At 35.7% G+C, this 22719-nt stretch carries 20 protein-coding genes and 1 pseudogene; 20 read left to right on the forward strand and 1 reads right to left on the reverse strand.

Going from position 1 to position 22719, the window contains the following annotated elements; translation table 11 throughout:
• Positions 1-25: 25 nt before the first annotated feature.
• The 4 genes from ACQV2P_RS05815 to ACQV2P_RS05830 all read left to right on the forward strand — a co-directional run bounded on the left by ACQV2P_RS05815 (position 26) and on the right by ACQV2P_RS05830 (position 4533).
• Complete coding sequence (locus ACQV2P_RS05815; RefSeq protein WP_428894738.1) at positions 26-997, forward strand: hypothetical protein; 972 nt, start codon at positions 26-28, stop codon at positions 995-997.
• Positions 998-1134: 137 nt separating this feature from the next.
• Complete coding sequence (locus tag ACQV2P_RS05820) at positions 1135-2625, forward strand: nicotinate phosphoribosyltransferase (protein WP_428874168.1); 1491 nt, start codon at positions 1135-1137, stop codon at positions 2623-2625.
• Positions 2626-2638: 13 nt separating this feature from the next.
• Positions 2639-3472, forward strand: coding sequence for an ammonia-dependent NAD(+) synthetase (nadE, locus tag ACQV2P_RS05825; protein ID WP_428874169.1), 834 nt, complete (start codon positions 2639-2641; stop codon positions 3470-3472).
• A gap of 17 nt (positions 3473-3489) precedes the next feature.
• Entirely contained in the window at positions 3490-4533 is a 1044-nt protein-coding gene (locus tag ACQV2P_RS05830) for an MraY family glycosyltransferase (RefSeq protein ID WP_428881991.1), read from the forward strand.
• Positions 4534-4539: 6 nt separating this feature from the next.
• Here the strand turns inward: ACQV2P_RS05830 and ACQV2P_RS05835 are convergent, their stop codons facing one another.
• A complete protein-coding gene (locus tag ACQV2P_RS05835) occupies positions 4540-5181 on the reverse strand; it encodes a YigZ family protein (protein ID WP_428874171.1) in 642 nt (213 codons plus the stop codon).
• Between the two features lie 113 nt (positions 5182-5294).
• Here ACQV2P_RS05835 and ACQV2P_RS05840 point away from each other — a divergent pair, with 113 nt between their 5' ends.
• The 16 genes and pseudogenes from ACQV2P_RS05840 to ACQV2P_RS05915 form a co-directional block, all read left to right on the forward strand.
• Positions 5295-6167, forward strand: coding sequence for a DegV family protein (locus ACQV2P_RS05840; RefSeq protein ID WP_428894739.1), 873 nt, complete (start codon positions 5295-5297; stop codon positions 6165-6167).
• Between the two features lie 72 nt (positions 6168-6239).
• Positions 6240-7637 carry a DEAD/DEAH box helicase gene (locus ACQV2P_RS05845; protein WP_428894740.1) on the forward strand — a complete coding sequence of 466 codons (1398 nt, stop codon included), beginning with the start codon at positions 6240-6242 and terminating at the stop codon, positions 7635-7637.
• A gap of 16 nt (positions 7638-7653) precedes the next feature.
• The gene (locus tag ACQV2P_RS05850) at positions 7654-8412 is read left to right on the forward strand and encodes a ComF family protein (RefSeq protein WP_428894741.1); all 759 of its coding nucleotides are present in this window, start codon (positions 7654-7656) and stop codon (positions 8410-8412) included.
• A 118-nt stretch (positions 8413-8530) separates the two neighbouring features.
• Positions 8531-9103: a ribosome hibernation-promoting factor, HPF/YfiA family gene (hpf, locus tag ACQV2P_RS05855; RefSeq protein ID WP_428874175.1), complete on the forward strand. Its 573-nt coding sequence runs from the start codon at positions 8531-8533 to the stop codon at positions 9101-9103.
• 225 nt (positions 9104-9328) lie between these two features.
• On the forward strand, positions 9329-11785 hold the full coding sequence (secA, locus tag ACQV2P_RS05860; RefSeq protein WP_428874176.1) for a preprotein translocase subunit SecA: 2457 nt from the start codon (positions 9329-9331) through the stop codon (positions 11783-11785).
• 77 nt (positions 11786-11862) lie between these two features.
• Positions 11863-12973, forward strand: a protein-coding gene (prfB, locus tag ACQV2P_RS05865) for a peptide chain release factor 2 (protein ID WP_428874177.1) whose coding sequence is annotated in 2 segments (ribosomal slippage) — positions 11863-11934 and positions 11936-12973 — 1110 coding nt in all. Because the reading frame shifts where the segments join, the coding sequence is not laid out codon by codon here.
• 42 nt (positions 12974-13015) lie between these two features.
• On the forward strand, positions 13016-13702 hold the full coding sequence (ftsE, locus tag ACQV2P_RS05870) for a cell division ATP-binding protein FtsE (protein WP_428874178.1): 687 nt from the start codon (positions 13016-13018) through the stop codon (positions 13700-13702).
• A complete protein-coding gene (ftsX, locus tag ACQV2P_RS05875) occupies positions 13689-14573 on the forward strand; it encodes a permease-like cell division protein FtsX (protein WP_428875491.1) in 885 nt (294 codons plus the stop codon). Before ftsE ends, ftsX begins: the two co-directional genes overlap by 14 nt.
• 137 nt (positions 14574-14710) lie before the next feature.
• Positions 14711-15478, forward strand: a complete 768-nt coding sequence (locus ACQV2P_RS05880) for a response regulator transcription factor (protein WP_428874180.1) — start codon at positions 14711-14713, stop codon at positions 15476-15478.
• Positions 15475-17232, forward strand: a complete 1758-nt coding sequence (pnpS, locus tag ACQV2P_RS05885) for a two-component system histidine kinase PnpS (RefSeq protein WP_428874181.1) — start codon at positions 15475-15477, stop codon at positions 17230-17232. Before ACQV2P_RS05880 ends, pnpS begins: the two co-directional genes overlap by 4 nt.
• A 177-nt stretch (positions 17233-17409) precedes the next feature.
• Complete coding sequence (gene pstC / locus ACQV2P_RS05890; protein ID WP_428874182.1) at positions 17410-18318, forward strand: phosphate ABC transporter permease subunit PstC; 909 nt, start codon at positions 17410-17412, stop codon at positions 18316-18318.
• Entirely contained in the window at positions 18318-19133 is an 816-nt protein-coding gene (gene pstA / locus ACQV2P_RS05895; protein WP_428894742.1) for a phosphate ABC transporter permease PstA, read from the forward strand. Before pstC ends, pstA begins: the two co-directional genes overlap by 1 nt.
• A 1-nt stretch (position 19134) precedes the next feature.
• Positions 19135-19896 (forward strand): phosphate ABC transporter ATP-binding protein PstB, encoded by a 762-nt coding sequence (gene pstB, locus ACQV2P_RS05900; RefSeq protein WP_428874184.1) that lies wholly within the window; start codon positions 19135-19137, stop codon positions 19894-19896.
• A gap of 20 nt (positions 19897-19916) precedes the next feature.
• Positions 19917-20576: a phosphate signaling complex protein PhoU gene (phoU, locus tag ACQV2P_RS05905; RefSeq protein ID WP_428874185.1), complete on the forward strand. Its 660-nt coding sequence runs from the start codon at positions 19917-19919 to the stop codon at positions 20574-20576.
• Between the two features lie 139 nt (positions 20577-20715).
• Complete coding sequence (locus tag ACQV2P_RS05910) at positions 20716-21663, forward strand: substrate-binding domain-containing protein (protein ID WP_428894743.1); 948 nt, start codon at positions 20716-20718, stop codon at positions 21661-21663.
• A gap of 135 nt (positions 21664-21798) precedes the next feature.
• A pseudogene (locus ACQV2P_RS05915) lies at positions 21799-22719 on the forward strand (transposase); the annotation flags it as partial.

The raw sequence follows: 22719 nt of genomic DNA on the forward strand, positions 1-22719 counted from the left end.
GCTAGTAAATTATAAGGAGGATATTATGAATAAACGTAATAAGGTAAAAACACTTTTTTTAATGATAATGGTTAATCTGCTGCTAATCCCTCAGTCTTATGTGAGTGCTCAAGAAACAGTTTCAGATGCTTGGCAAGATGTGGCGGTAAAAGCAAACCAACAAGAATTCCAATCCTTTCATATGGAAGGTACAGTAGGTGTGAAAATTTCCTCGCAAAATATGACCAGTGATTTTGGAAACCTAGAAATTGACGCATTAGTAAATGCTCAACCGATCGCTTTACAAATGGTAGCAAAAATTGTTTCTCCATTTGTAGGTTCAGAGGCTGTAGGTTTTGAAAGCTATGCTAAAGAAGGATTTAATTATATTTACAACACTCAATCTAAAGAGTGGAAGACTTCAGAATGGACGGTATCAGAAGAAGATATCTTAGATAGTCTTCAAGCATCCTTTAAAAATGTATCAAATGGCTTAGTAGAAAGCGAAATGACTTCAGAGGCCAAAACATTTATTGATAAATACTTTGAATTTGAAGAAAAAGGTCAAGATTATCTTTTTAAGTTGAAAAAAGATATTAATGGAGCTAGCTTTTACAATGATTTAGATAAGGCAATCGATTTAAAACAGTTGGTTAAGCAATCAGCTAACAAAGCGATTGATCAATCAGAAGATCTGGGACAACCCATCGACCGAGAATATGAAGAATCTCTGGGGGAATTCTTGAATCCTGATATGTTTGAAGATTTCTTTAATATGAATCCACAAATGACTGTTACATATGAGAGTGTGACAGGGCTGATAAAGAACTTTTTCTTTATGATTGACACAGACCCTAAAGTTTTTATCGATTCAGTGAGTCAAACAGACTGGTCTAACTTACCAGAGCTTATAAGTATTTCGGCTAATTTTGACTTTGACCAGTATGGTCAAAGCTTTAATATTCAGGTTCCTTTGGAGGCCATGCAAACTTCTGAAGAAAATACCATAGAAGAGTAATTAGTAAAAACCTTTAGTTGAGCATTCAACTAAAGGCTTTTTTATAATGAGCTTATAACTTATGCACTCTTTTTGAATCAACATTGAGGGCAATAGTATGATACAATAAATAAAATTATTCAGTTGAGGAGATTAAAATGATCTATAAATATTCTGATGACAGCTTAATGACCCACACCGATCTTTATCAAATCAATATGTTGAAAACATATTGGGAAAAAGGGATTGATCGAAAACTGGCTGTTTTTGAAGTCTACTTTCGCAAAAACCCTTTTAACAATGGCTACGCTATTTTTGCTGGTTTAGAAAGAGTTGTTCACTATTTGAATCAATTTCATTTCTCAGCGACTGACTTGGATTATCTAAGAAGCTTAGAAATATACCCCGAAACATTTATTCAATACTTGGCAGATATGAAACTAGAGTTATCTGTTAGGTCTATGCAAGAAGGCGAGCTTTGTTATGCAACCGAACCTTTGATGCAAGTTGAAGGACCACTTGGTCAGTGCCAATTAGTTGAAACAGCTATTTTAAATATAATAAATTTCCAAACTTTAATTGCCACAAAGGCATCACGTATTCGTTCGGTAGTGGGTGAAGGGGATAAAATTTCTGAATTTGGTGCTAGAAGAGCGCAAGAAATGGATGCGGCTATTTGGGGAACGCGTGCAGCCTTTATTGGAGGCTTTGATTCAACTTCAAACGTTAGGGCTGGGAAATTATTTGGTATTCCTGTTTCTGGTACTCACGCTCATTCTTTGGTACAAGCTTACCGAGATGAGTATCAAGCTTTTAGAGCTTATGCTGAAACGCATCGTGATGTCGTCTTCTTAGTAGATACTTATGACACATTACGTTCAGGCATACCTATCGCTATAAAAGTAGCTAAAGAAATGGGTGACAAAATCAATTTTATCGGTGTTCGAATTGATTCGGGAGATATGGCTTACCAATCAAAAAAAATTCGTGAGCAATTGGACGAAGCAGGTTTCACCGAAGCGCGCATAATAGCTTCCAATGATTTGGATGAAAAAACCATTTTAAACTTACGAATGCAGGGTGCAAAAATCAACGATTGGGGTATTGGAACTAAAATAATAACTTCTTATGATCAGCCTGCTCTAGGTGCTGTTTATAAATTAGTTGGAATCGAAGATGACAAAGGTGAGATTGTACCGACAATTAAAATTTCTTCCAATACAGAAAAAATCACTACACCCGGTATGAAACAAGTTTGGCGAATTACTCGAAAAAAAGATGGCAAGGTGGAAGGTGACTATATTGCTTTAATAGATGAAAGGCCCGATCTTTTAGAGGAACTTTTCATGTTCCATCCAGTTCATACCTATATCAATAAAACTGTTAAGGACTTTGAAGCGCGTCCACTTTTAATAGATATATACAAAGAGGGTCAGCAAGTATATGATTTACCAGATATATTAACTATTAAAGATTATTCAGAGGATAAGATTAACTGCTTATGGGAAGAGCATAAGCGCATTTTAAATCCACAAGTTTATCCAGTTGATTTATCGCAAAAATTATACGATTTGAAAATGGATAGTATACAAGAGGTTCGCGACCAAGTTGATTTAAGAGTTGAGGCGTTTCAAACAGATCAATTCTGATAAGGAGAATAATATGAGACAATTGCAAAAAGAAATCATAGGGAATTTAAAAGTTTCACCAAGGATTGAACCAGAAGCTGAAATTCGGCGATCTATTAACTTTTTGAAAGATTATCTCTATCAAAATGCAGGTTTAAAGTCATTGGTATTAGGTATTAGTGGAGGACAAGATTCCACTTTAGCAGGGAAATTATCGCAAATGGCTATTGAAGAAATCCGAACTGAAACAAACGATAACCAGTATCAATTTATTGCTATACGACTTCCTTATGCTGTCCAAAATGATGAAGAAGATGCACTAAAGGCTCTAGATTTTATTGCACCAGACCGAATTTTAAATCTAAATATTGAAGAGGCGACTTTAGGAGTTGTTCAAGCTTTGAAAAAAGAACAAATTGAAGTTAGCGATTTTAATAAAGGAAATATTAAAGCGAGACAGCGTATGGTGATGCAATATGCGGTAGCAGGACAGTTTTCAGGTGTTGTAGTAGGAAGTGACCATGCAGCAGAGAGTGTCACAGGATTCTTTACTAAATATGGAGATGGGGCAGCGGATGTAATGCCTTTGTGGCGCTTAACCAAAGATCAGGGTAAGCAGTTGCTACAGTCCCTAAACTGTCCGGCAGACCTTTATCAAAAAATACCGACAGCCGATTTAGAAGAAGACCGTCCTATGTTATCCGATGAAGAAGCGTTGGGTGTTTCTTATCAAACCATTGATCGTTATTTGACAGGACGTGAAGTAAAAGACCATGAAGCAGCAATAATTGAAAAATGGTACTTAAGTAGCCAACATAAACGCCATCTGCCAGTCACTGTCTTTGATCAGTTTTGGAGGGAATCTTGATTTAAGGAGATGAAATAATGTCCATTGTACTGGAAATAATAATGAGGGTAGTGCTTGCTTTCATATTGTCATTAGCATTTTCCTATTCCTTATTAAAGTTGCTTAATTTTACAAAGCCCCTTGATTTTAAGAATAGAGAGAATAATAGCAAAAAAACACCACCTGCTTACGGTGGTATTGCTGTATTTATGGCATATTGGTTAAGCTATTACTTATTAAATCCTTTTACTCTTTGGGATAAGCAAGGGAGTCTTTTTGTAGCCTCCTTAATTATCCTTGTAACGGGCGTTTTAGATGATAGGTTAAATTTATCTGCTTTAAAAAAATCAATCGGTATTTTAATCGCCTGTCATTATGTCTATTTTTATAGTGACATTTCTTTTTCATCTCAACTCATTAATTTTGAAGACCCATTACTTTTTAATGGTTTGAAATATCTCTTAACCATAGTATGGATTTATTTAGTAACTAATGCATTAAATTTATTAGATGGGATTGATGGCCTAGCTTCAAGTGTTAGCCTGGTGAGTCTTTTTTCAATGGTTATAATAACTTTAGGTTTTTCTTTAACCATTCAATTGGATTTTGTATTAAAGTTGTTATTTTTATTTGCAGCAATTGCTGGTTTTTTAATATTTAATTGGCCACCTGCTAAAATTATGTTGGGAGATACTGGGGCTTTATTTATTGGATTTATGTACGCTAGTTTAACCGTTACTAATCTAAAAAACGCCAGTCTTTACTCTTTTATTTTTCCAATACTTTTATTTGCTGTTCCACTTTTTGATACTGTTTTTGCCTTCATGAGGCGTTTACACCAACGAACCCCGGTTACTGAAGGAGACAAAGAGCATATCCATCATCGGTTACTGCGAAGGGGTTATAATGAAAGTTCAATCAATAAAATGATGATGGCTTTATCTGCCGTTTTTTCATTGATTACCCTAGCCCTCCATGCCTTTCCTAATTTAAAGTGGCTGATATGGGTGATGACAATGGTATTGATTGTAGCAATGGTTTATTTTACTGTGCATATTGGAAAAGAGTCTCCAAACAAATGAATCTTTTTAAGTTTTAAAAGGTATATTTATATCTCGATTACCTAAACTGTCTATTTTAACTTGTCCACTTAAAAAATTGACTAAATAGCTATCAAATTCCTTTAGGAAGTCAGAATGAATAGCGATTGTCATTTGAATTTTTTCGAGATATTCGATGGTTAGAACAGAAGGTAAGCCAGGCATTTGAGCAAGATTATGATTAAAGCGATCAAGCTGTGCATAATCCATTTCAATTTGAAGAAGGGTCTGGTTAACATTTTTAATTTTATTGGCCAATTGGCAGCTTTCACTAACTACTTGGGTGTAAGCGCGAATTAAACCACCTGCACCTAACTTGTTTCCACCAAAATAGCGAACAACAATGGCTGCGACAAAAGTTAATTCCTCTTTTTTAAGAACTTCAAGCATTGGTAGACCTGCTGTACCACTTGGTTCGCCATCGTCACTCATGCGTTGAATACTTGAGTCAGCCTCTAAACTAAAAGCATAGCAGTGGTGATTTGCTTTATAATGCTTTTTTTGTATACTAAGCAAGTGTTGATTAAATTCTTCTTCACTTTTGATTGGAAACAGAAAACAAATAAAACGAGATTTTTTTATTTCAATTTCATGTACAATTTCTTTTTGGATACTTAAATAATTAAACATATAGCTTTCCTTTCATTTATGTTAGGATAATAGATAACATATAGATTCTTTAAACAGTGTAACATATTTAAAAAACAACTGATTATTAGTCAGACAGGGAATGGTAGTGAAAAATGAAAACAGCAATTATAGTAGATTCTACAGCATATTTAAACCAGGAAATAGCCAGTCAATCAAACATTTTTCAAGTCGATCTTAGTGTTATTTTTGATGATGGGACTGTTTTTAAAGATTCATCTGATATTGATGAGCAGACGCGGTTTTATCAGTATATGGAAAAAAGTGATCGATTACCTAAATCTTCTCAACCACATCCAGGTGACTACTACCAATTGATGGATCAGATTGTTGAAGAAGGTTTTCAAGCAGTCATAGCTATCCATCTATCTTCAAAAATATCAGGAACTTTAGCTTTAGCGCAATCGGTACTAACTGAATACCAAGATCGTATTCAAAGTTATATTATCGATTCTAAGTCTTCATGCATAGTCATTGAAGGTTTGGCAAGGAAAGCCTTAAAAGGACTCGAAGCGGATAAGGAATTAGAAGATATCGTGGCTGAACTAACTTGGCAAGCAAATCATACACAAACTTATTTGATGGTCGAAGAGTTAGAGAGCCTAGTTAAAGGTGGACGTTTAAATGCAGGTTTTGCTACACTAGGCCAATTGCTTAAAATTCGTCCTTTATTGCATTTTGATGAGGAAGGAAATATTCTTCTCTTTGAAAAAATCCGTACTAATAAAAAGGTGTATGCTAGATGGATTCAACTAATTAAAGAAGCAATTGAATCATATCCCCAAGGTATTCAGCTTATGATGACACATGCCAATGCTAAAGACGAATGTAGTGTGGTTGTAGAATTAATTGAAAAAGAGTTAACGATCTCTGATATAGAAATTAACTCGATCGGCCCTGTTATCGGTACACATACCGGAAAAGGTTGTATTGGCTTGGCCATAATGCCTAATTACGATCCTAATTAAACAAGTAAATAATAGCACTAATTATTCTCCTTCTGTGTACTTTATAAAAAGACATGGAAGGAGATTTTTTTGATGGAGTGGAAAGAGTATTTTATTGGTCAATTAATGACTCAAAGAGAAGTAACAATAATCTGGGATAAATTTCTTTCTCAATCCAGCTGGAAATTAGAGACGATATTTAATCATCTACACGCAATGCCTGCTATACAAATAAAACAAAAGCACATCCTTTGTTCCAGGTGCAATTGTCAAGATCAACAACAATACTATAAGTTTTATTTTAATAAAAAGAAGATTATATATTGTTGTTCGTGTCTTCAAATGGGACGAATTTGTAGTAACGATTTGCTTTATTATTTACCAAACAATCAACCTTTAACTATAAGAAATCAAAAATCCTTTCTCACCTGGCAAGGGAAACTTTCGCCACAGCAAAATAAGGCTTCACAAGAAGTTGCGGAACAATTGGATGATAGTAGTCACCCACATTTAATCCATGCTGTAACGGGAGCTGGTAAAACAGAAATGCTTTTTCCAATAATCGATGAAATATTAAGAAAGGATGGAAAGATAGCTTTAGTCTCTCCAAGAGTTGACGTGTGCATTGAACTTTTTCCAAGAATTAAAGCTGCTTTTAATTCGGTCAAAGTTCTTTTGCTTCATGGAAAGAGTGAAACAAAATATGAGCCCTGTGAAATTTTAATAGCAACTACCCATCAGTTGCTAAGGTTTTTTCAAGCCTTTGACCTAGTAATAGTGGATGAAGTAGATGCCTTTCCCTATGTTGATAATGAGAGTTTACATTTCGCGGTAAATCGAGCAGTTAAAAAGAAGGGTAAATTAATCTTTCTGACAGCAACACCGGATAAAAAAATTGTGGAAGCGGTCAAAAAAGGCTTGATTCACCAGACCATTTTACCAGCGCGATTTCATGGTTTTCCTTTGGTTGAACCCATATTTTTGTGGTTGGGAGATTGGAAAACTAACTTAGTAAATCAACAAAAGAATTCCAAACTTCTCTTAAGCCTAAAACATTTTATTGCGCTTGAAGGTCGAAAACTAATTTTTATAGCCAATATCAAGTTGGCAATTCTATTATCTGACTGGTTAGAGAAACTTTTTAAAGGCCTTAGACTTACCTATGTATATTCAACAGATCCTCTAAGACATCAAAAGGTAGAAAAAATGCGCAAAGGTCATTATGACATACTAATCTCTACATCTATTCTTGAAAGGGGAGTAACTTTTGAAAACTGTCATGTGTTTGTCCTTGGTGCTGAGGACCCTCTTTTCTCTAAATCAGCTTTAGTTCAAATGAGTGGCAGGGTAGGAAGGAAGGCTGCTTATCCATCAGGTAAAGTTGTTTTTGGTCATTATGGTATTACAAAAGAAATGAAAAGAGCGGCTATAGAAATTAAGGGAATGAATCAGTTAGCGAGCAAGAGAGGACTTTTAAATGCAAATGCTTGATGAAAGGGTCTGTTTGATGTGCCAGAAAAATTACCAACGTGATTTAAGTTGGCAACAGTTATTTTCCTGGCAAGCTATTGAATTTGAACCATTGTGTTCAGACTGTTTAAAATCATTCGTTCCTTATCATTATCAGAGTGAAAGTTGCAGAGCCTGTGGAAGAAAATTAGATGGTAGCAACCACTATCAAACTACTTATAGAATCAAAGATACTGATGAGAATTACTGTCTAGATTGTTATCGCTGGCGCCAAAAATATCCTCTAAAGCTAATAAACAATCAAGCCTTATTTGACTACAATGCTGGTTTTAAAAATTGGATCACTCGTTATAAATATGATGGAGATTGCCGGATGGCGAATGTAATGAAGCATGTCTTAAAGAAAACATATAAACACTATCCAAACTACCTTTGGTTAATTTTACCTAGCTCTGAATCAAGCTTGAAAAGGAGATTGTTTCATCCGACCGCATATTTATTAGAAATAGCCCACATCCCTTATTGTTGTCCCTTCCATTACATTGGAAATGAAATTAGACAAGCAGCAAAAAGTCGAAAAGATCGTTTAACACTCAATCGTCCATTTGCTTGGATAAATATAGAAAAAGAAAAATTAAAAGAAAAGAAAGGTCTAATGATTTTTGATGATGTTTATACAACAGGGGCAACTATGATACAAGCAAAATTAGAGATAGTTCAACATTTTGAAGCTATTGCTAAAGAAGAAATGGATTTAAAAAGTATTACTTTAGCAAGAAATCAATCACTTGCTTAGAATGTGTAGCGCTTTCAATCGATGTGGGCATGTGTTATAATAATTTTAAGCTAGTAATAGCTTTTGGGTTTATGGCTCATTAGCCTTAGACCAAATAGAGAGGAAATGAGGGATATTTATGTTTAACTATAATGTTCGTGGAGAAAATATCGAGGTTACTCAAGCTATTCGAGAATACGCCGAAAAGAAAGTTTCAAAACTTGAGCGTTTTTTCAATGATGTACCGAATGCAACTGCCTATGTAAATTTGAGGGTTTATCCTGATAAAACAGCAAAGGCAGAAGTAACTATTCCTTTATCTTTCTTAGTGCTCAGAGCTGAAGAGACAACACCTGATTTATATGCGAGTATTGATTTTGTAGTTGATAAATTAGAGCGACAAGTACGGAAATATAAGACTAAAATTAATCGCAAATCACGTGAAAAAGGCTTCGAAGGAATAACTACATCAGATTTGGTACAAGCTTCAAATGTAAATAATCATGAAGATGAAAGCGAACCCGATTTACAAATAGTTCGTTCAAAGCGAATTGCTTTAAAACCGATGGATTCAGAAGAAGCAGTCTTACAAATGAATATGCTAGGCCATGACTTCTTCGTATATAAAGAAGGAGAAACAAACGAAATTAATATCGTTTACCGCCGTAAAGATGGTCGATATGGATTAATTGAAACAGCGAGAATGGATTAAGATTAAGTTGTATCCTTAGAATATAGTGAATATCAAATGTTAAATGAAGAGCTTATCAATGCTCTTCATTTTTTATTGTTAAAAAGCAGAAGGAATTAAACTTTTACAATACACTAGCAGATAAAAATGTTTGAAAGTCGAGTTTTTAATGATACAATGTTACAGTGAGAAAATTTATTCATGGAATGGGTAAATGAGGATTATGGGAATTAAAGGAGCATATTAATGGCCAACTTTTTAAAAAATTTAATTGAAAATGATAATGCTGAATTGAGAAGAACCGGAAAATTAGCTGACCAGGTAATCGACTTAGAAGAAGATTACCGCACGATGACTGATGAAGAACTGCGTGCCCAAACTACTATTTTAAAAGATAAATTAGCTAGTGGAAAAAGTTTAGATGATATTCAGGTAGAGGCATTTGCTGTTGTAAGAGAAGCTGCTTATCGAGTATTAGGCTTATTGGCCTATCGTGTCCAAATTCAAGGCGGCTTTGTCATTCATAAGGGTGATATTGCTGAAATGAAAACCGGTGAAGGTAAAACTTTGACAGAGACAATGCCTGTTTATTTAAACGCTTTGTCAGGTAAAGGGGTTCATGTTGTTACTGTTAACGATTATTTAGCAACTCGTGACTCTAAAGAAATGGGAGAAGTTTTCCGCTTTTTAGGCTTAACAGTCGGCTTAAATCTAAACTCAATGAACGCTGCTCAAAAGCGTGAAGCATATGCTTGTGATGTGACTTATTCTACAAATAACGAATTAGGTTTTGACTATTTAAGAGATAATATGGTTGTTTACAAGTCTCAAATGGTTCAAAGACCATTATATTTTGCGGTAGTAGACGAAGTGGACTCTATCTTAATTGATGAGGCTCGTACACCGTTGATTATTTCTGGTCAAGGTGAGAAATCGACAGCCCTCTATAATCGAGCAGATTATTTTGTTAAGGGATTGAAAGAAGAAGAAGACTACACCATTGATTTGACTTCTAAGTCAATTGTTTTAACAGATATTGGAGTTGACAAGGCTGAAAAAATCTTTCGCTTAGAAAACCTGTATAATGTTGAAAATTCATCACTGGTTCATCATATTGATCAAGCTTTACGCGCAAATTACATTATGATTCATGATATTGACTATGTGGTAGACGAAGAGGAAGTTAAGATTGTCGATCCATTTACAGGTCGTATTATGGACGGTCGTCGTTATTCAGATGGACTTCACCAAGCGATTGAAGCAAAAGAAAATGTTGAAATCCAAGATGAGTCCAAGACAATGGCAACGATTACTTTCCAAAACTACTTCCGTATGTATGAAAAATTATCTGGAATGACGGGAACGGCTAAGACGGAAGAAGAAGAATTTAGAGAAATTTACAATATTAACGTCGTTTCAATCCCAACCAATCGACCAGTTATTAGAAAAGACCACCCAGATTTGCTTTATCCAAACTTAAAAGCTAAATTTGCTGCCGTCGTAGAAGAAATCAAAGAACGTCATGCTAAAGGGCAACCTATTTTAGTAGGGACAGTGGCTGTAGAAACTTCAGAGTACCTATCAAAATTATTAACAAAAGAAGGTATTCCTCATGAAGTCTTGAATGCTAAAAATCACTTTAAAGAAGCTGAAATTGTTATGGCTGCCGGTCAAAGAGGTGCGGTAACCATTGCGACCAATATGGCTGGACGGGGAACCGACATTAAGTTAGGATCAGGAGTTAAAGAAGTAGGCGGACTCGCTGTTATCGGAACTGAACGTCACGAATCACGTCGAATTGATAACCAGTTACGTGGACGGGCAGGACGTCAAGGAGATCCCGGGGCATCACAATTCTATTTATCACTAGAAGATGATTTGATGCGTCGTTTCGGATCAGACAGAATTCAAAAGGTTTGGGAAAAACTGAATATGACAGACGACAACAATGAAGGAGAAGATCTTGCTATTCAAAGTAAGATGTTATCTCGTCAAGTTGAATCAGCCCAAAAGAGAGTGGAAGGTAATAATTACGATACTCGTAAGAGTGTTTTAGAGTACGATGAAGTTATGCGTGAGCAAAGAGAAGTTATTTATGGTCAAAGATTGGCGGTGATTAATGAAGAAGAAACCTTAACACCTCATATTAAAGCAATGATTAAACGGACCATCGAGCGTGAAGTGGCCTATGCTACTGAAAACGATGAAAAGGATTGGAATTTAGACAGTCTATTGGACTTCGTTCACAATACATTATTTAGTCCAGAAAAAATCTCAATAAAAGACTTAGAACGTAAGAGCAGAGAAGAATTAATAAATTATTTGTATAATGAATCTGTGTCGGCTTTTGATGAGAAAATTGCTTTACTAAATGGTCCTGAACAAGTTTTAGAATTTGAAAAAGTAATTATTTTGCGTGTGGTTGATTCGAAATGGACAGACCATATTGATGCGATGGATCATTTACGTCAAGGTGTTGGTCTAAGAGCATACGCTCAAACGAACCCACTAACAGAATATCAAACAGAAGGCTTTGATCGCTTCCAAGAAATGATTGCTGCAATTGAATATGACATCACTCGATTCATAATGAAGGCACAAATTCGTCAGAATTTGGAGAGGGAGCAAGTTAATTCCACAAGCCCTCGGGTAAAACCAAGTTCAATGCCTAAACACCAAAGTGTAAAAACATTAAAAGGCTAATATGACAGAATAGCAAAGGTCCTGCGGATTAACTCCAAAGGACCTTTTGTGTCAATTTTAAAAAGTAAGGTGATATGATGGAAATATATGAAATTAAGGACCAAATAGAATCAGCCCAACTTAATATTGAAAAAATAAGGGGGTCCCTTTGACATCGATAAATTGGAAGCAGACGTTGCTGAAATGGAATCGAAGATGTTAAAGGAAGATTTTTGGGACGATAATCAAGCTGCTCAATCTTTAATTCAAGAATTAAATAAATGTAAACTCGAAAAAAACTCTTTTTATCAATTAGAAGAAGGACTGGATGATGCAATGATTGGACTAGAGCTTATTGAAGAAGGCCAAGATCCTGAATTACAAAAAGAGCTAGAAGAAAAGCTGGTCTTACTCAATAAACAAATTGATGATTATCAACTATCTCTTCTTTTGTCGGGAGATCATGACCATCTCAATGCGATTATGGAAATTCACCCAGGAGCGGGAGGGACAGAATCCCAAGATTGGGGCGAAATGTTGTTGAGAATGTATGAACGCTGGGCGAGTCACAATCATTATGCGATAACATTTATAGATTATCAAAATGGGGATGAAGCAGGCATTAAAAGCGCTACTTTTGAGGTTTCTGGCTATAAAACTTATGGACATCTGAAGTCGGAAAAAGGGGTTCATCGTCTCATACGGATATCGCCTTTCGATTCTAATGCGCGCAGACACACTTCCTTTTGTTCAATTGATGTTACTCCGATGATTGATGGTTCGATTGAGCTAGAAGTAAATCCTGAAGATTTACGTATCGATACTTATAGAGCTTCAGGAGCTGGCGGACAACATATAAACAAAACTTCTTCTGCCGTTCGAATTACACATCTTCCGACAGGAATTGTTACTCAAAGTCAATCCAATCGTTCACAAATTCAAAATAAAGAGCAAGCTATGAGCCTCTTGAAAGCAAAACTTTATCAAAAAGAAGTGGAAGAAAAAGAAGCTGAATTACAAGCGATAAAAGGTGAGCAAAAAGATAATGCCTGGGGTTCACAAATCAGGTCCTATGTTTTCCACCCTTATTCAATGGTAAAAGACCATCGAACGAATTATGAAACGGGGAATATCGACGCTGTAATGGATGGAGAATTAAATCCTTTTATTGATGCTTACTTAAGGTGGAATATCCAAGAAGAAAAATAAGTAATAAAGAGTGAAGAATTACTAGTATGTGAGGTGAAATTGTTGATTAAGCTAATTAAAGCGAGCAAACAGTATGGTAATGGAATATGGGCTGTTAAAGATGTGAGTCTCGAGATAAATAAGGGAGAATTTGTTTATTTAGTAGGACCTAGTGGTTCGGGGAAGTCTACGCTGATGAAATTGTTAAATCGTCAAGAAAAAGTTACAAGCGGACAAGTGATTGTTAATCAGTTTAAAGCGCATGACTTAGCTGAAAGGAAAGTTCACCTATTACGAAGGCAAGTTGGTGTAGTTTTCCAAGATTTCAAACTTTTACACCAATTTACAGTAGCTGAAAACATTGCTTATGCATTAGAAGTTACAGGAGAGAGTAAAAAGAAAATTAAAAAACGTGTGTTGGAAGTTCTTGATATCGTTGGTTTAAAGTCTAAAATGCATCAATTACCGAACGAGTTGTCAGGTGGAGAGCAACAAAGGGTTTCCATAGCGAGAGCTTTAGCTAATCGTCCTCAAGTGCTTGTGGCGGATGAACCGACGGGTAATTTAGATCCAACCAGTGCGGTTTTGATAATGCGAGCTTTAGAAAAAGTTAATCGCTCTGGAGTAACTATTCTAATGGGAACTCATAATGATAATATCGTTAACTCCCACCCTCACCGAATTTTACAAATGCACCAAGGTAGATTGGTAAGAGATATAAAAAGAGGTGTAAAAAATGAAATGGATTAGATCCCGTATTCGTCATTTTAGAGACGGAATGAGAAATTTATTTCGAAATGGCTGGCTGACTTCTGCATCAATCGTAGTTATGAGTCTAACTTTATTTTTATTAGGCACCTTTTTTGTTCTCGTATTGAATATTAATCAATTGACAGAAACGATTGAAAATGAGATTCAAGTACGAGTGATGATTGATCCTTTAGCAGAGGTTGCTGATGAGAGAAAACTTGGTGATGAAATTGCAGCGATGGATAATGTTGTTAAAGTTGTCTATCGGTCGGCAGAAGAAGAATTAGAGTCTTACCAAGAAGTTATTACAGAAGATTTTGATGTTTTAATGGATCAAAATCCTCTTAACAATATGTACTTAGTCACTGTAAATTCAGCTAATTCATTAGAGCAAGTAACCAAAAAAGTTCAAAAATTAAAATGGGTTCAAAGTGCTAATATTGGTTCAGTCAATCTTGAGAGCTTGATCCAAACAATTGAAATTATGCGATATGCTATAGCTATTTTAGGAGCTGTTTTTATTCTGATAGCTATCTTACTTATCTCCAACACAATTAAAGTAACTATTCAGTCGCGCTCAAGAGAAATTGAAATCATGGAGCTGGTAGGTGCAAAAAAATCTTATATAAAGGCACCTTTCGTTATTGAAGGGGGAAGTGTAGGAATTATAGGCGCTGCCATAGCCAGTATTGTTTTATATTTTTCCTACCAAGCAATCCTTAGCCTGGCTCAAGAGTTACTGGCTTTTAATCCGGAGTATGCCATGCCTATTTATCCTAATATCTTGTATATATCTGGTATTTTGCTGGTTTTGGGCTATCTATTAGGTGTTTTAGCAGCAAAAAGAGCTGTAAACAAATTTTTTAAATAGAAATTTAAAAGACTTCCCTATTCTTTTAAAGGGAGGTCTTTTTATAGTAGTGAAAGCTATTGATTAGAAGATATCTTTTAATAGATGAAGGCGTCTGATAGAATAAGAAAGTACTTAGAGATCCTAGGAGGTTGGCTATGAAAAGAGTGCTGGTTGTCGATGATGAACAATCGATATTAATGTTATTAGAATACAATTTAAATCAAGCTGGTTTTGATGTGGTCACTGCAGAAGACGGTAAGACCGCTTATAAATTGATTAAAAAAGAAAAGTTTGACTTTATCATTTTAGATATTATGCTTCCAAAAATGGATGGAATGGATGTATGTCGCCGTGTGCGTCAAGAAAAAATTGAAACACCTATTTTAATGTTGACGGCCAAAGATGATGAATATGATAAGATTATTGGCTTAGAATTAGGAGCAGATGATTATATGACCAAGCCTTTTAGCCCAAGGGAGGTTATTGCCAGAATTAAGGCAATTGGGCGTAGGATGCAAAGTAGCGAAAAGAATGTAAAAGAGGTTGAAAGTCAGACAGAATCAGTAGATATTACACCTCTACAAGTTCCTACTAATGCATCTGAGAATTCAAATGATGTGATAAGGCTCGGTAAGTTAGAAATATTTCCAGACCGCTATGAAGTGATATGTGATGGTAAATCAATTGATTTAACGCCCAAAGAGTTTGAACTCTTACTCTATATGGCAGTTAGAAAAGGGCGTATACTTAGTCGTGATCAACTGCTTAATAACATATGGAATTTTGACTACGCGGGTGAAACGCGTATCGTCGATGTCCATATTTCACATTTAAGGGAAAAAATTGAAAGCGACACAAAAAGTCCTGAATATATTAAAACGGTAAGAGGGTTTGGTTATAAATTTGAGGTACCACAAGCATGAAACTGATAGACCCGAGCCAAAGACGCCGACAATTGGGACTAGGAATTGTCCTATTTATGATAGGTATTTTATCTTTAGTTTATTTGGGTTACAGACAAATTGAGCAGACAATTTATACGATTTTACAAGATCAAGTGCAAACTCATTCAGCTTACATATTCATTAAAGATCAAAGTCGGATAGAAGATTATTATCAAGACCTAGATAGTATCTTTAGTGGTGAAGATCGCGAGGTTTTTTTAATTTCTCAAAGAAATAATTCGAAAAATCGCTTAGTACCCAATACTTTATGGAGAAATTCAAAAGAAGGTAATACAAAGAGCAGTCTGAGTCTCATTCATCAAAAGATTATTAAAAATAAAGGTCAAAATATAATTTCCTGGAGAGCTGATCAACGGATCTATGCTGGTAAGAAATTAAATTGGAACAAACAAACTGTTTGGTTGGTTGAATCGGTCGATAAGAACTACTTTTCTTTCAAATGGCAAGAATATTGGAAGCTGGTAGCAATTTATATTATGGTTCAGCTTTCCCTTATATTCTTAGCTATTCGATTAGCCTTGCTAAAAACTACGGGTCCGATTCAATCAATAAGGCAAGGGATAGAAAAGGTTAGAGATTCCGATTATCATTATGAATACCTTGAACATTCGATTCCCGAAGTTAATCAATTAGGACAATCAGTTACCGATATTGTCAAGTATTTGGGAGAAGACCGCAATGATCTGATTTCTGGACAACAGCAATACTCTTTATTACTGGAGAACATCAACCTTGGAGTATTAGTCATTGACTCTCAAGGAAAGATTGATCTCATGAATCCAGCTTTAGGAAAAATTTTAGGACTGTCGCCAACAGTAATTGGGCGTCCTTACCAAGCAATTTTAAAATCTTTTCAATTAATCAGTTTGATTAATCGAGTGATGCAAACACATTTGCCTGTACAAGAAGAAGTAGAAGTTTATGTACCTAAATCAAAATTCTTGGATGTCAATATCCTTTCCTATCAAGAATATCAAGCCAGTGAAATGTCTTTTTTGGTATTACTCTATGATATAACTGAAATCCGTCGTTTAGAAACGGTAAGAAGTGAATTTGTAGCCAACGCTTCACATGAACTAAGAACACCTGTGACTGCTATCAAAGGTTTTGCAGAAACACTCTTAAACGGAGCGCTAAAAGATAAGAAGGCAGCTAATAAATTTGTTAACATTATTGCCAAAGAAAGTAATCGACTGGAAATGATTATTGAAGATATTCTTGAGTTATCTCGTGTTGAAAAAAGTGAAAATAATTTACCTAGATCAAGCTTTTATGTGGATAAAGTAACAGAAAATATGATCGAGTTTCTTTCTCAAAAAACTGCTCAAAAATCAATTAAGGTCGAATTGATTTCTAATAACAATATTGCTTTGAAAGCAGACCAATATCGCTTTGAGCAAATTTTAACCAATCTATTAGACAATGCTATTAACTATTCAGATGAAGGCAGTCAAATAACAATTAGTATTAAAGAAAAAAAGAAAAAAATTGAATTAACTGTTGCTGATACAGGAATAGGGATACCCGAAACAGAGATGGATCGAATCTTTGAAAGGTTTTACCGAGTTGATAAAGCGCGCAGTCGAAATTCAGGTGGAACAGGCCTTGGGCTTTCGATTGTGCGCAATTTAGTCAAAATGATGGGTGGTAAAATCGAGGTAAAAAGTCAAGTGGGGGTAGGGACATCGTTTACGATAATTCTCCCTAATTAATGATGACGCTTACAGTTAAGAATGTTATAAGAAAGCCCTTCACCCAGGGTCTTGTAACATATTTGTAACATTATTTGCTGAAAATTTACAAAGAATTTACATAGGTGAAGTACAATAACAATGTACTATCAATGCAAGAGTTATTGTAGTCAAGTAAATTGTGGAGGAGTTGTCTTAATGCAGGGCAAAGTGCTAGAAAGATTCATGAAATATGTCTTTATGTTTTGTGCATTCTTATCTATTTTATCAATTGTTTTAATCTTCTATTTCATCTTTGTAGGTGGAACAGTTGATGACGGAGTTTGGAAATTCCAAGGTGGAATTCCTTTTCTAATGAAGCATGGCTTCTTAAAAACCTTTGTAGGTCAGCAGTGGCAGCCTTCTTGGAAAGAGCCTCTTTATGGTATTTTCCCTTTCATTATGGGGTCTATTTATGTTACGGTTGGCGCTATTGTTGTTGGAGTTCCCATTGGAGTTCTAACGGCTATTTTTATGGCATATTTTTGTCCAGATTTTTTATATAGAATCTTTAAGCCAGCAATTAACTTAATGGCAGCCATTCCTTCAATCGTTTATGGTTTTTTTGCTCTTCAAATGATGGTTCCATTCATCAGAGGATTAAAGTTTTTACCAGCTAATAATGGAATGAATATACTGACAGCTTCGGTCTTATTAGGTGTAATGATTCTACCGACTGTAATTGGACTTTCAGAAGCAGCTATTCGAGCGGTGCCGAGACACTATTATAATGCCTCAATGGGTCTTGGTGCTACTCATGAGCGATCTGTTTTAAATGTCATTGTCCCAGCGGCTAAATCTGGTATTCTATCTGCCATTATCTTAGGGATTGGTCGTGCGATTGGTGAAACAATGGCGGTTGTTTTAATTGCTGGAAATCAACCAAGGTTGGCTAAAAGCTTGTTTGAAGGAACAAGAACACTGACTACCAATATTGTGTTGGAAATGGGATATGCAAGTGGTGATCACCAGCACGCACTAATTATGACAGCCTCAATGTTATTTGTTTTTATCTTAATTATTAACGGTACCTTCATGTGGATTAAATCGAAAGGAGATAGAACTTAATGAGCGCAAAAATCATTCGCTTTATTGTTTGGCTAGCAGCCTTTTTTACCATAGGTATGTTGCTCTTTATCATCGGTTTCATTCTTTGGAACGGCTTGCCGGTTATGAACACTCAACTTTTTGCCTGGGAATACAATTCAAACAATGTATCGATGATGCCTGCTATTATTTCAACCTTAATTATGATTGGCTGTTCACTTTTAATATCTGCTCCAATCGGAGTCTTTTCAGCTTTTTATTTAGTTGAGTATGCAGACCGTGGAAATCGATATGTACATTGGATTCGGTTAGCAACCGATACACTGGCTGCGGTTCCTTCAATTGTTTATGGTTTATTCGGGATGTTACTGTTTGTGAATGTAATTTTTAAAACCTATTCTCACATTGCTGGCATTTTAACGTTATCCATTATGATTTTACCAATCATTATTTCTTCAACAGAAGAAGCTTTACTTTCGGTTAATAATTCTTTAAGGATGGGTTCCTTAGCTCTGGGTGCTGGTAAATTAAGAACGATATTTACAGTTGTTCTTCCTGTTGCTATGCCAGGTATCTTATCCGGAATTATCTTAGCAATTGGCCGTATTGTAGGGGAGTCGGCGGCCTTAATTTATACGATGGGTACGTCCTCAGGTATGGTTAAAAACCTATTGAGTTCGGGTAGAACATTGGCTACACATATGTATGTTTTATCTTCAGAAGGTTTTCACGTTAAAGAAGCTTATGCAACAGGAGTGGTTTTGGTATTGCTGGTCTTAATTATCAACTGGCTATCTACACTCTTAGGCGCTCGATTAGGTTCAGGAGGAAAATAAAATGGCAAACAGATCAAAATTCTCAGTTCAAAATTTAGACTTTTATTACAGTGAGTTTCATGCCTTAAAAAATATTGATATGGAAATAGAAGAAAATTTGGTAACAGCCCTTATCGGACCTTCTGGTTGTGGAAAGTCTACTTTCTTAAAAATTTTAAATAGAATGCAAGATTTGACACCGGGTACACGAGTGGATGGAAAAGTAGCTTTGGATGGCATGGATATTTACGATAAACGGATGGATGTTAATGATTTACGTAAAAGAGTCGGAATGGTTTTCCAACAACCCAACCCTTTTCCAAAGTCTATCTATGACAATATTGCATACGGACCAAGAACTCACGGTATCAAAGATAAAACACAATTAGATCAAATAGTAGAAGAGTCCTTAAAAGGGGCAGCTATTTGGAACGAGGTTAAAGATAAGCTTCATCAAAATGCTACTGCCGTATCTGGTGGGCAGCAGCAAAGAATTTGTATTGCGCGTGCAATTGCCAACCAACCTGAAGTTATTCTAATGGATGAACCGACTTCTGCTTTGGACCCTATTTCAACAAACAAAATCGAAGATTTAGTGAGTGAATTGAAGAAAAAATATACCGTAATTATCGTTACGCACAATATGCAACAGGCCGGACGTATTTCTGATAAAACTGCCTTTTTCTATGAAGGTGTAGTGGTTGAATTCGATGAAACCGAAAAAATCTTCTCGAATCCAGCTAATGATCAAACGCAAGATTATATTTCTGGACGCTTTGGATAGACACTTGAAAGGAGTCAATCATGAGAAATATTTACACAAAGGATTTAGAAGACTTTTCAAATAAGTTATCAGAACAAGCAACAGCAGTCATCGAAAATGTGCATTTAGCTATTAACGCATTCAATAATGACGACACCAGTGCAGCTTCAAAATTAAAAGAAGCAGATCAAGAAATTAACCAATTAGCCAATGAGATTGAAAAAGAAGCTTATCGTTTAATCGCCTTACAACAACCCGTGGCGGAAGATCTACGTTTGATTTTTACAGTAATGAGCATCAGTGTTGACTTAGAAAGAATAGGTGACCATGCTGTTTTAATAGCAAAAAATGTTAATCGAACTAATGAAGATACAGAAAAAATTAAATCCTTAACAGAAATAATAAATAAAATGGCTCAAATGGTTTTTGAAATGATCAATGATGTTCTAGAAGCTTTTTCGGAAAGAGACGCGGTAAAAGCACAAGAGATTGCCGACCGTGACGAATTAGTTGATGCCTGTCTTAAACAACTTTATAATGACTCTGCTTTACGAATGGAAAAGAATAGAGAGTCTGTTAATACAGGAATTAACTATCTAGCAATTGGGAATTCAATTGAAAGAATTGGTGACTATGTCACTAATATTTGTGAGCGAATTGTATATCTTAAAAAAGCAGAGATAGTTGATTTAAATCACTAGTATTTACTCAAACTTAACACTAAATTTACATTAAATTTACAAATTTTATGTATACTATGAATGTGCTAACGTTGAGTGAGTTCGATGTTGGCAATGTAGTTGTGTTGCTGATTTGATAAAATTTAAGGAGATGTAATTAATGAAAAAATCATTAAAAGCTTTACTATTAGTAGCTGTAGCAGGTTTAGGGTTGTCGGTAGTTGTTCCAGCAATGGCTCAAGAAGGGCCAATTAATGTAATTAGTCGTGAAGATGGTTCAGGTACCCGTGGCGCATTTGTTGAAATTGTCGGTGTTGTTGATGAAGATGATAACGACCTAACTACGCAAAATGCTACTGTTCAAAACCAAACATCTGGTGTAATGCAAACAGTTGCTGGAGACCCTTCAGCAATCGGATATATCTCATTAGGATCACTTGATGATTCAGTGAAAGCATTAAAAGTTGATGGTTCTGAAGCGACTCCTGAAGCTATCAAAGTTGGAGACTATCCAATCGCTCGTCCATTTAATGTTGCATGGTCAGCAGAAAAAGAATTATCTGAAGTTGCAAATGACTTTTTAACATTCATTCATTCTCAAGAAGGACAAGCAGTAGTTGAAGAAGAAGGATACATCAGCGTAACACCTGCTGGCGAAGAGTTAGATGAAACTGTAGAAGCAGAAAGTGAAGAAGTAGAATCAGAAGAAGCAGCAGAAACTGAAGAAGTAGAAAGTGAGCTAGCTCCTTATGAAGCAACTGCAGAATTAGAAGGAACTGTTGAAGTTGTTGGATCAACTTCTGTATCTCCTTTAATGGAAAAACTTGCTGAAGCCTATAAAGAATTCCAACCAAACGTTGAAATTAATATTACTTCAAACGGTTCATCTGCAGGTATGGAAGCAGCAATGAATGATACCGCTGACTTAGGTATGGCTTCTCGTGAATTAAAAGATGAGGAAATGGAAGCTTTAAAACACGACGCAATTGCTATCGATGGTATCGCAGTAGTAGTAAATAATGAAAACCCTACTGAAGAAATGACTCTAGAAGCAATCCGTGGAATCTTCTTAGGAGAAATTTCTACTTGGGAAGATACGGTAAAATAATTAAGTGAATAAGTAAATAATCAAGGCGCACCTTGGGTGCGCTCAGACTGAAGACAAAGCCCTCTAAACCACTACTTCTTAGTGAATTAGAGGGCTTTTTTGTGTATAATAAAAAGAAAACGGGTGATTCGTATGATGTCAAAAAATGCTGACAGTAAAACCTTTGAAGCACGTAATCAAATGGCATTTTATGCCCTTGAAGAACTGGTACCTCCCAATCATCTTTTGCGGAAAATTGATCATCATATTGATTTTAATTTCATCTATGACTTGGTAGAGGACGTCTATTGTCAAGATAACGGTCGACCAAGTATTGACCCGATAACTTTGATTAAAATCCCTATGATTCAATATCTCTTTGGTATTCCAAGTATGCGCCAAACCATTCAAGAGATTGAAGTGAATGTTGCTTATCGATGGTTTTTAGGGCTTTCTTTAACGGATACTGTGCCACACTTTTCAACCTTCGGTAAAAATTATAAGCGTCGTTTCGAATCTCAAAGTTTAGCCGAGCAAATATTTGCCCAAATTTTAAAGCAATGCGTTGAGGCTGGCGTGGTGGATTCAAAGGATATTTTTATCGATGGTAGCCATGTTAAAGCTTGCGCCAATGGCCGAAAGTATACGAATGAAGAAGTGATCGTCCAAGCAAAATGGTTGGCAGAGGAAATGATGGAAGCCGTTCAAGAAGACCGAGCGATTCACGGCAAAAGCTTCTAAAAAATACCGAAAAGGAGCACTTAACAAAATCCCAAACAATCAGTCCTAATGATCCGGAGGCAGGATGGCTCCATAAAGGAGATCATATGCAAGTTTTTGCCTATAACATTCAAACAGCCTGTGATCGTAATGGGTGGGTTTTAGGATATAGTGTCCATCCGGGAAATACACACGATACCCAAGCTTTTCCTTTAATCTTTGAAAAGATTATTCCTTTTAACCCTAAGCATGTCATTGCAGACGCGGGATATAAAACGCCTACTATCGCTCAATTCCTATTCAAACAAGAAATTACACCGGTGTTTCCTTATACACGGCCAAGACGTAAACGGGAGA

It is taken from the genome of Facklamia sp. P12932, assembly GCF_050409545.1.
Lineage (GTDB): Bacteria > Bacillota > Bacilli > Lactobacillales > Aerococcaceae > Facklamia.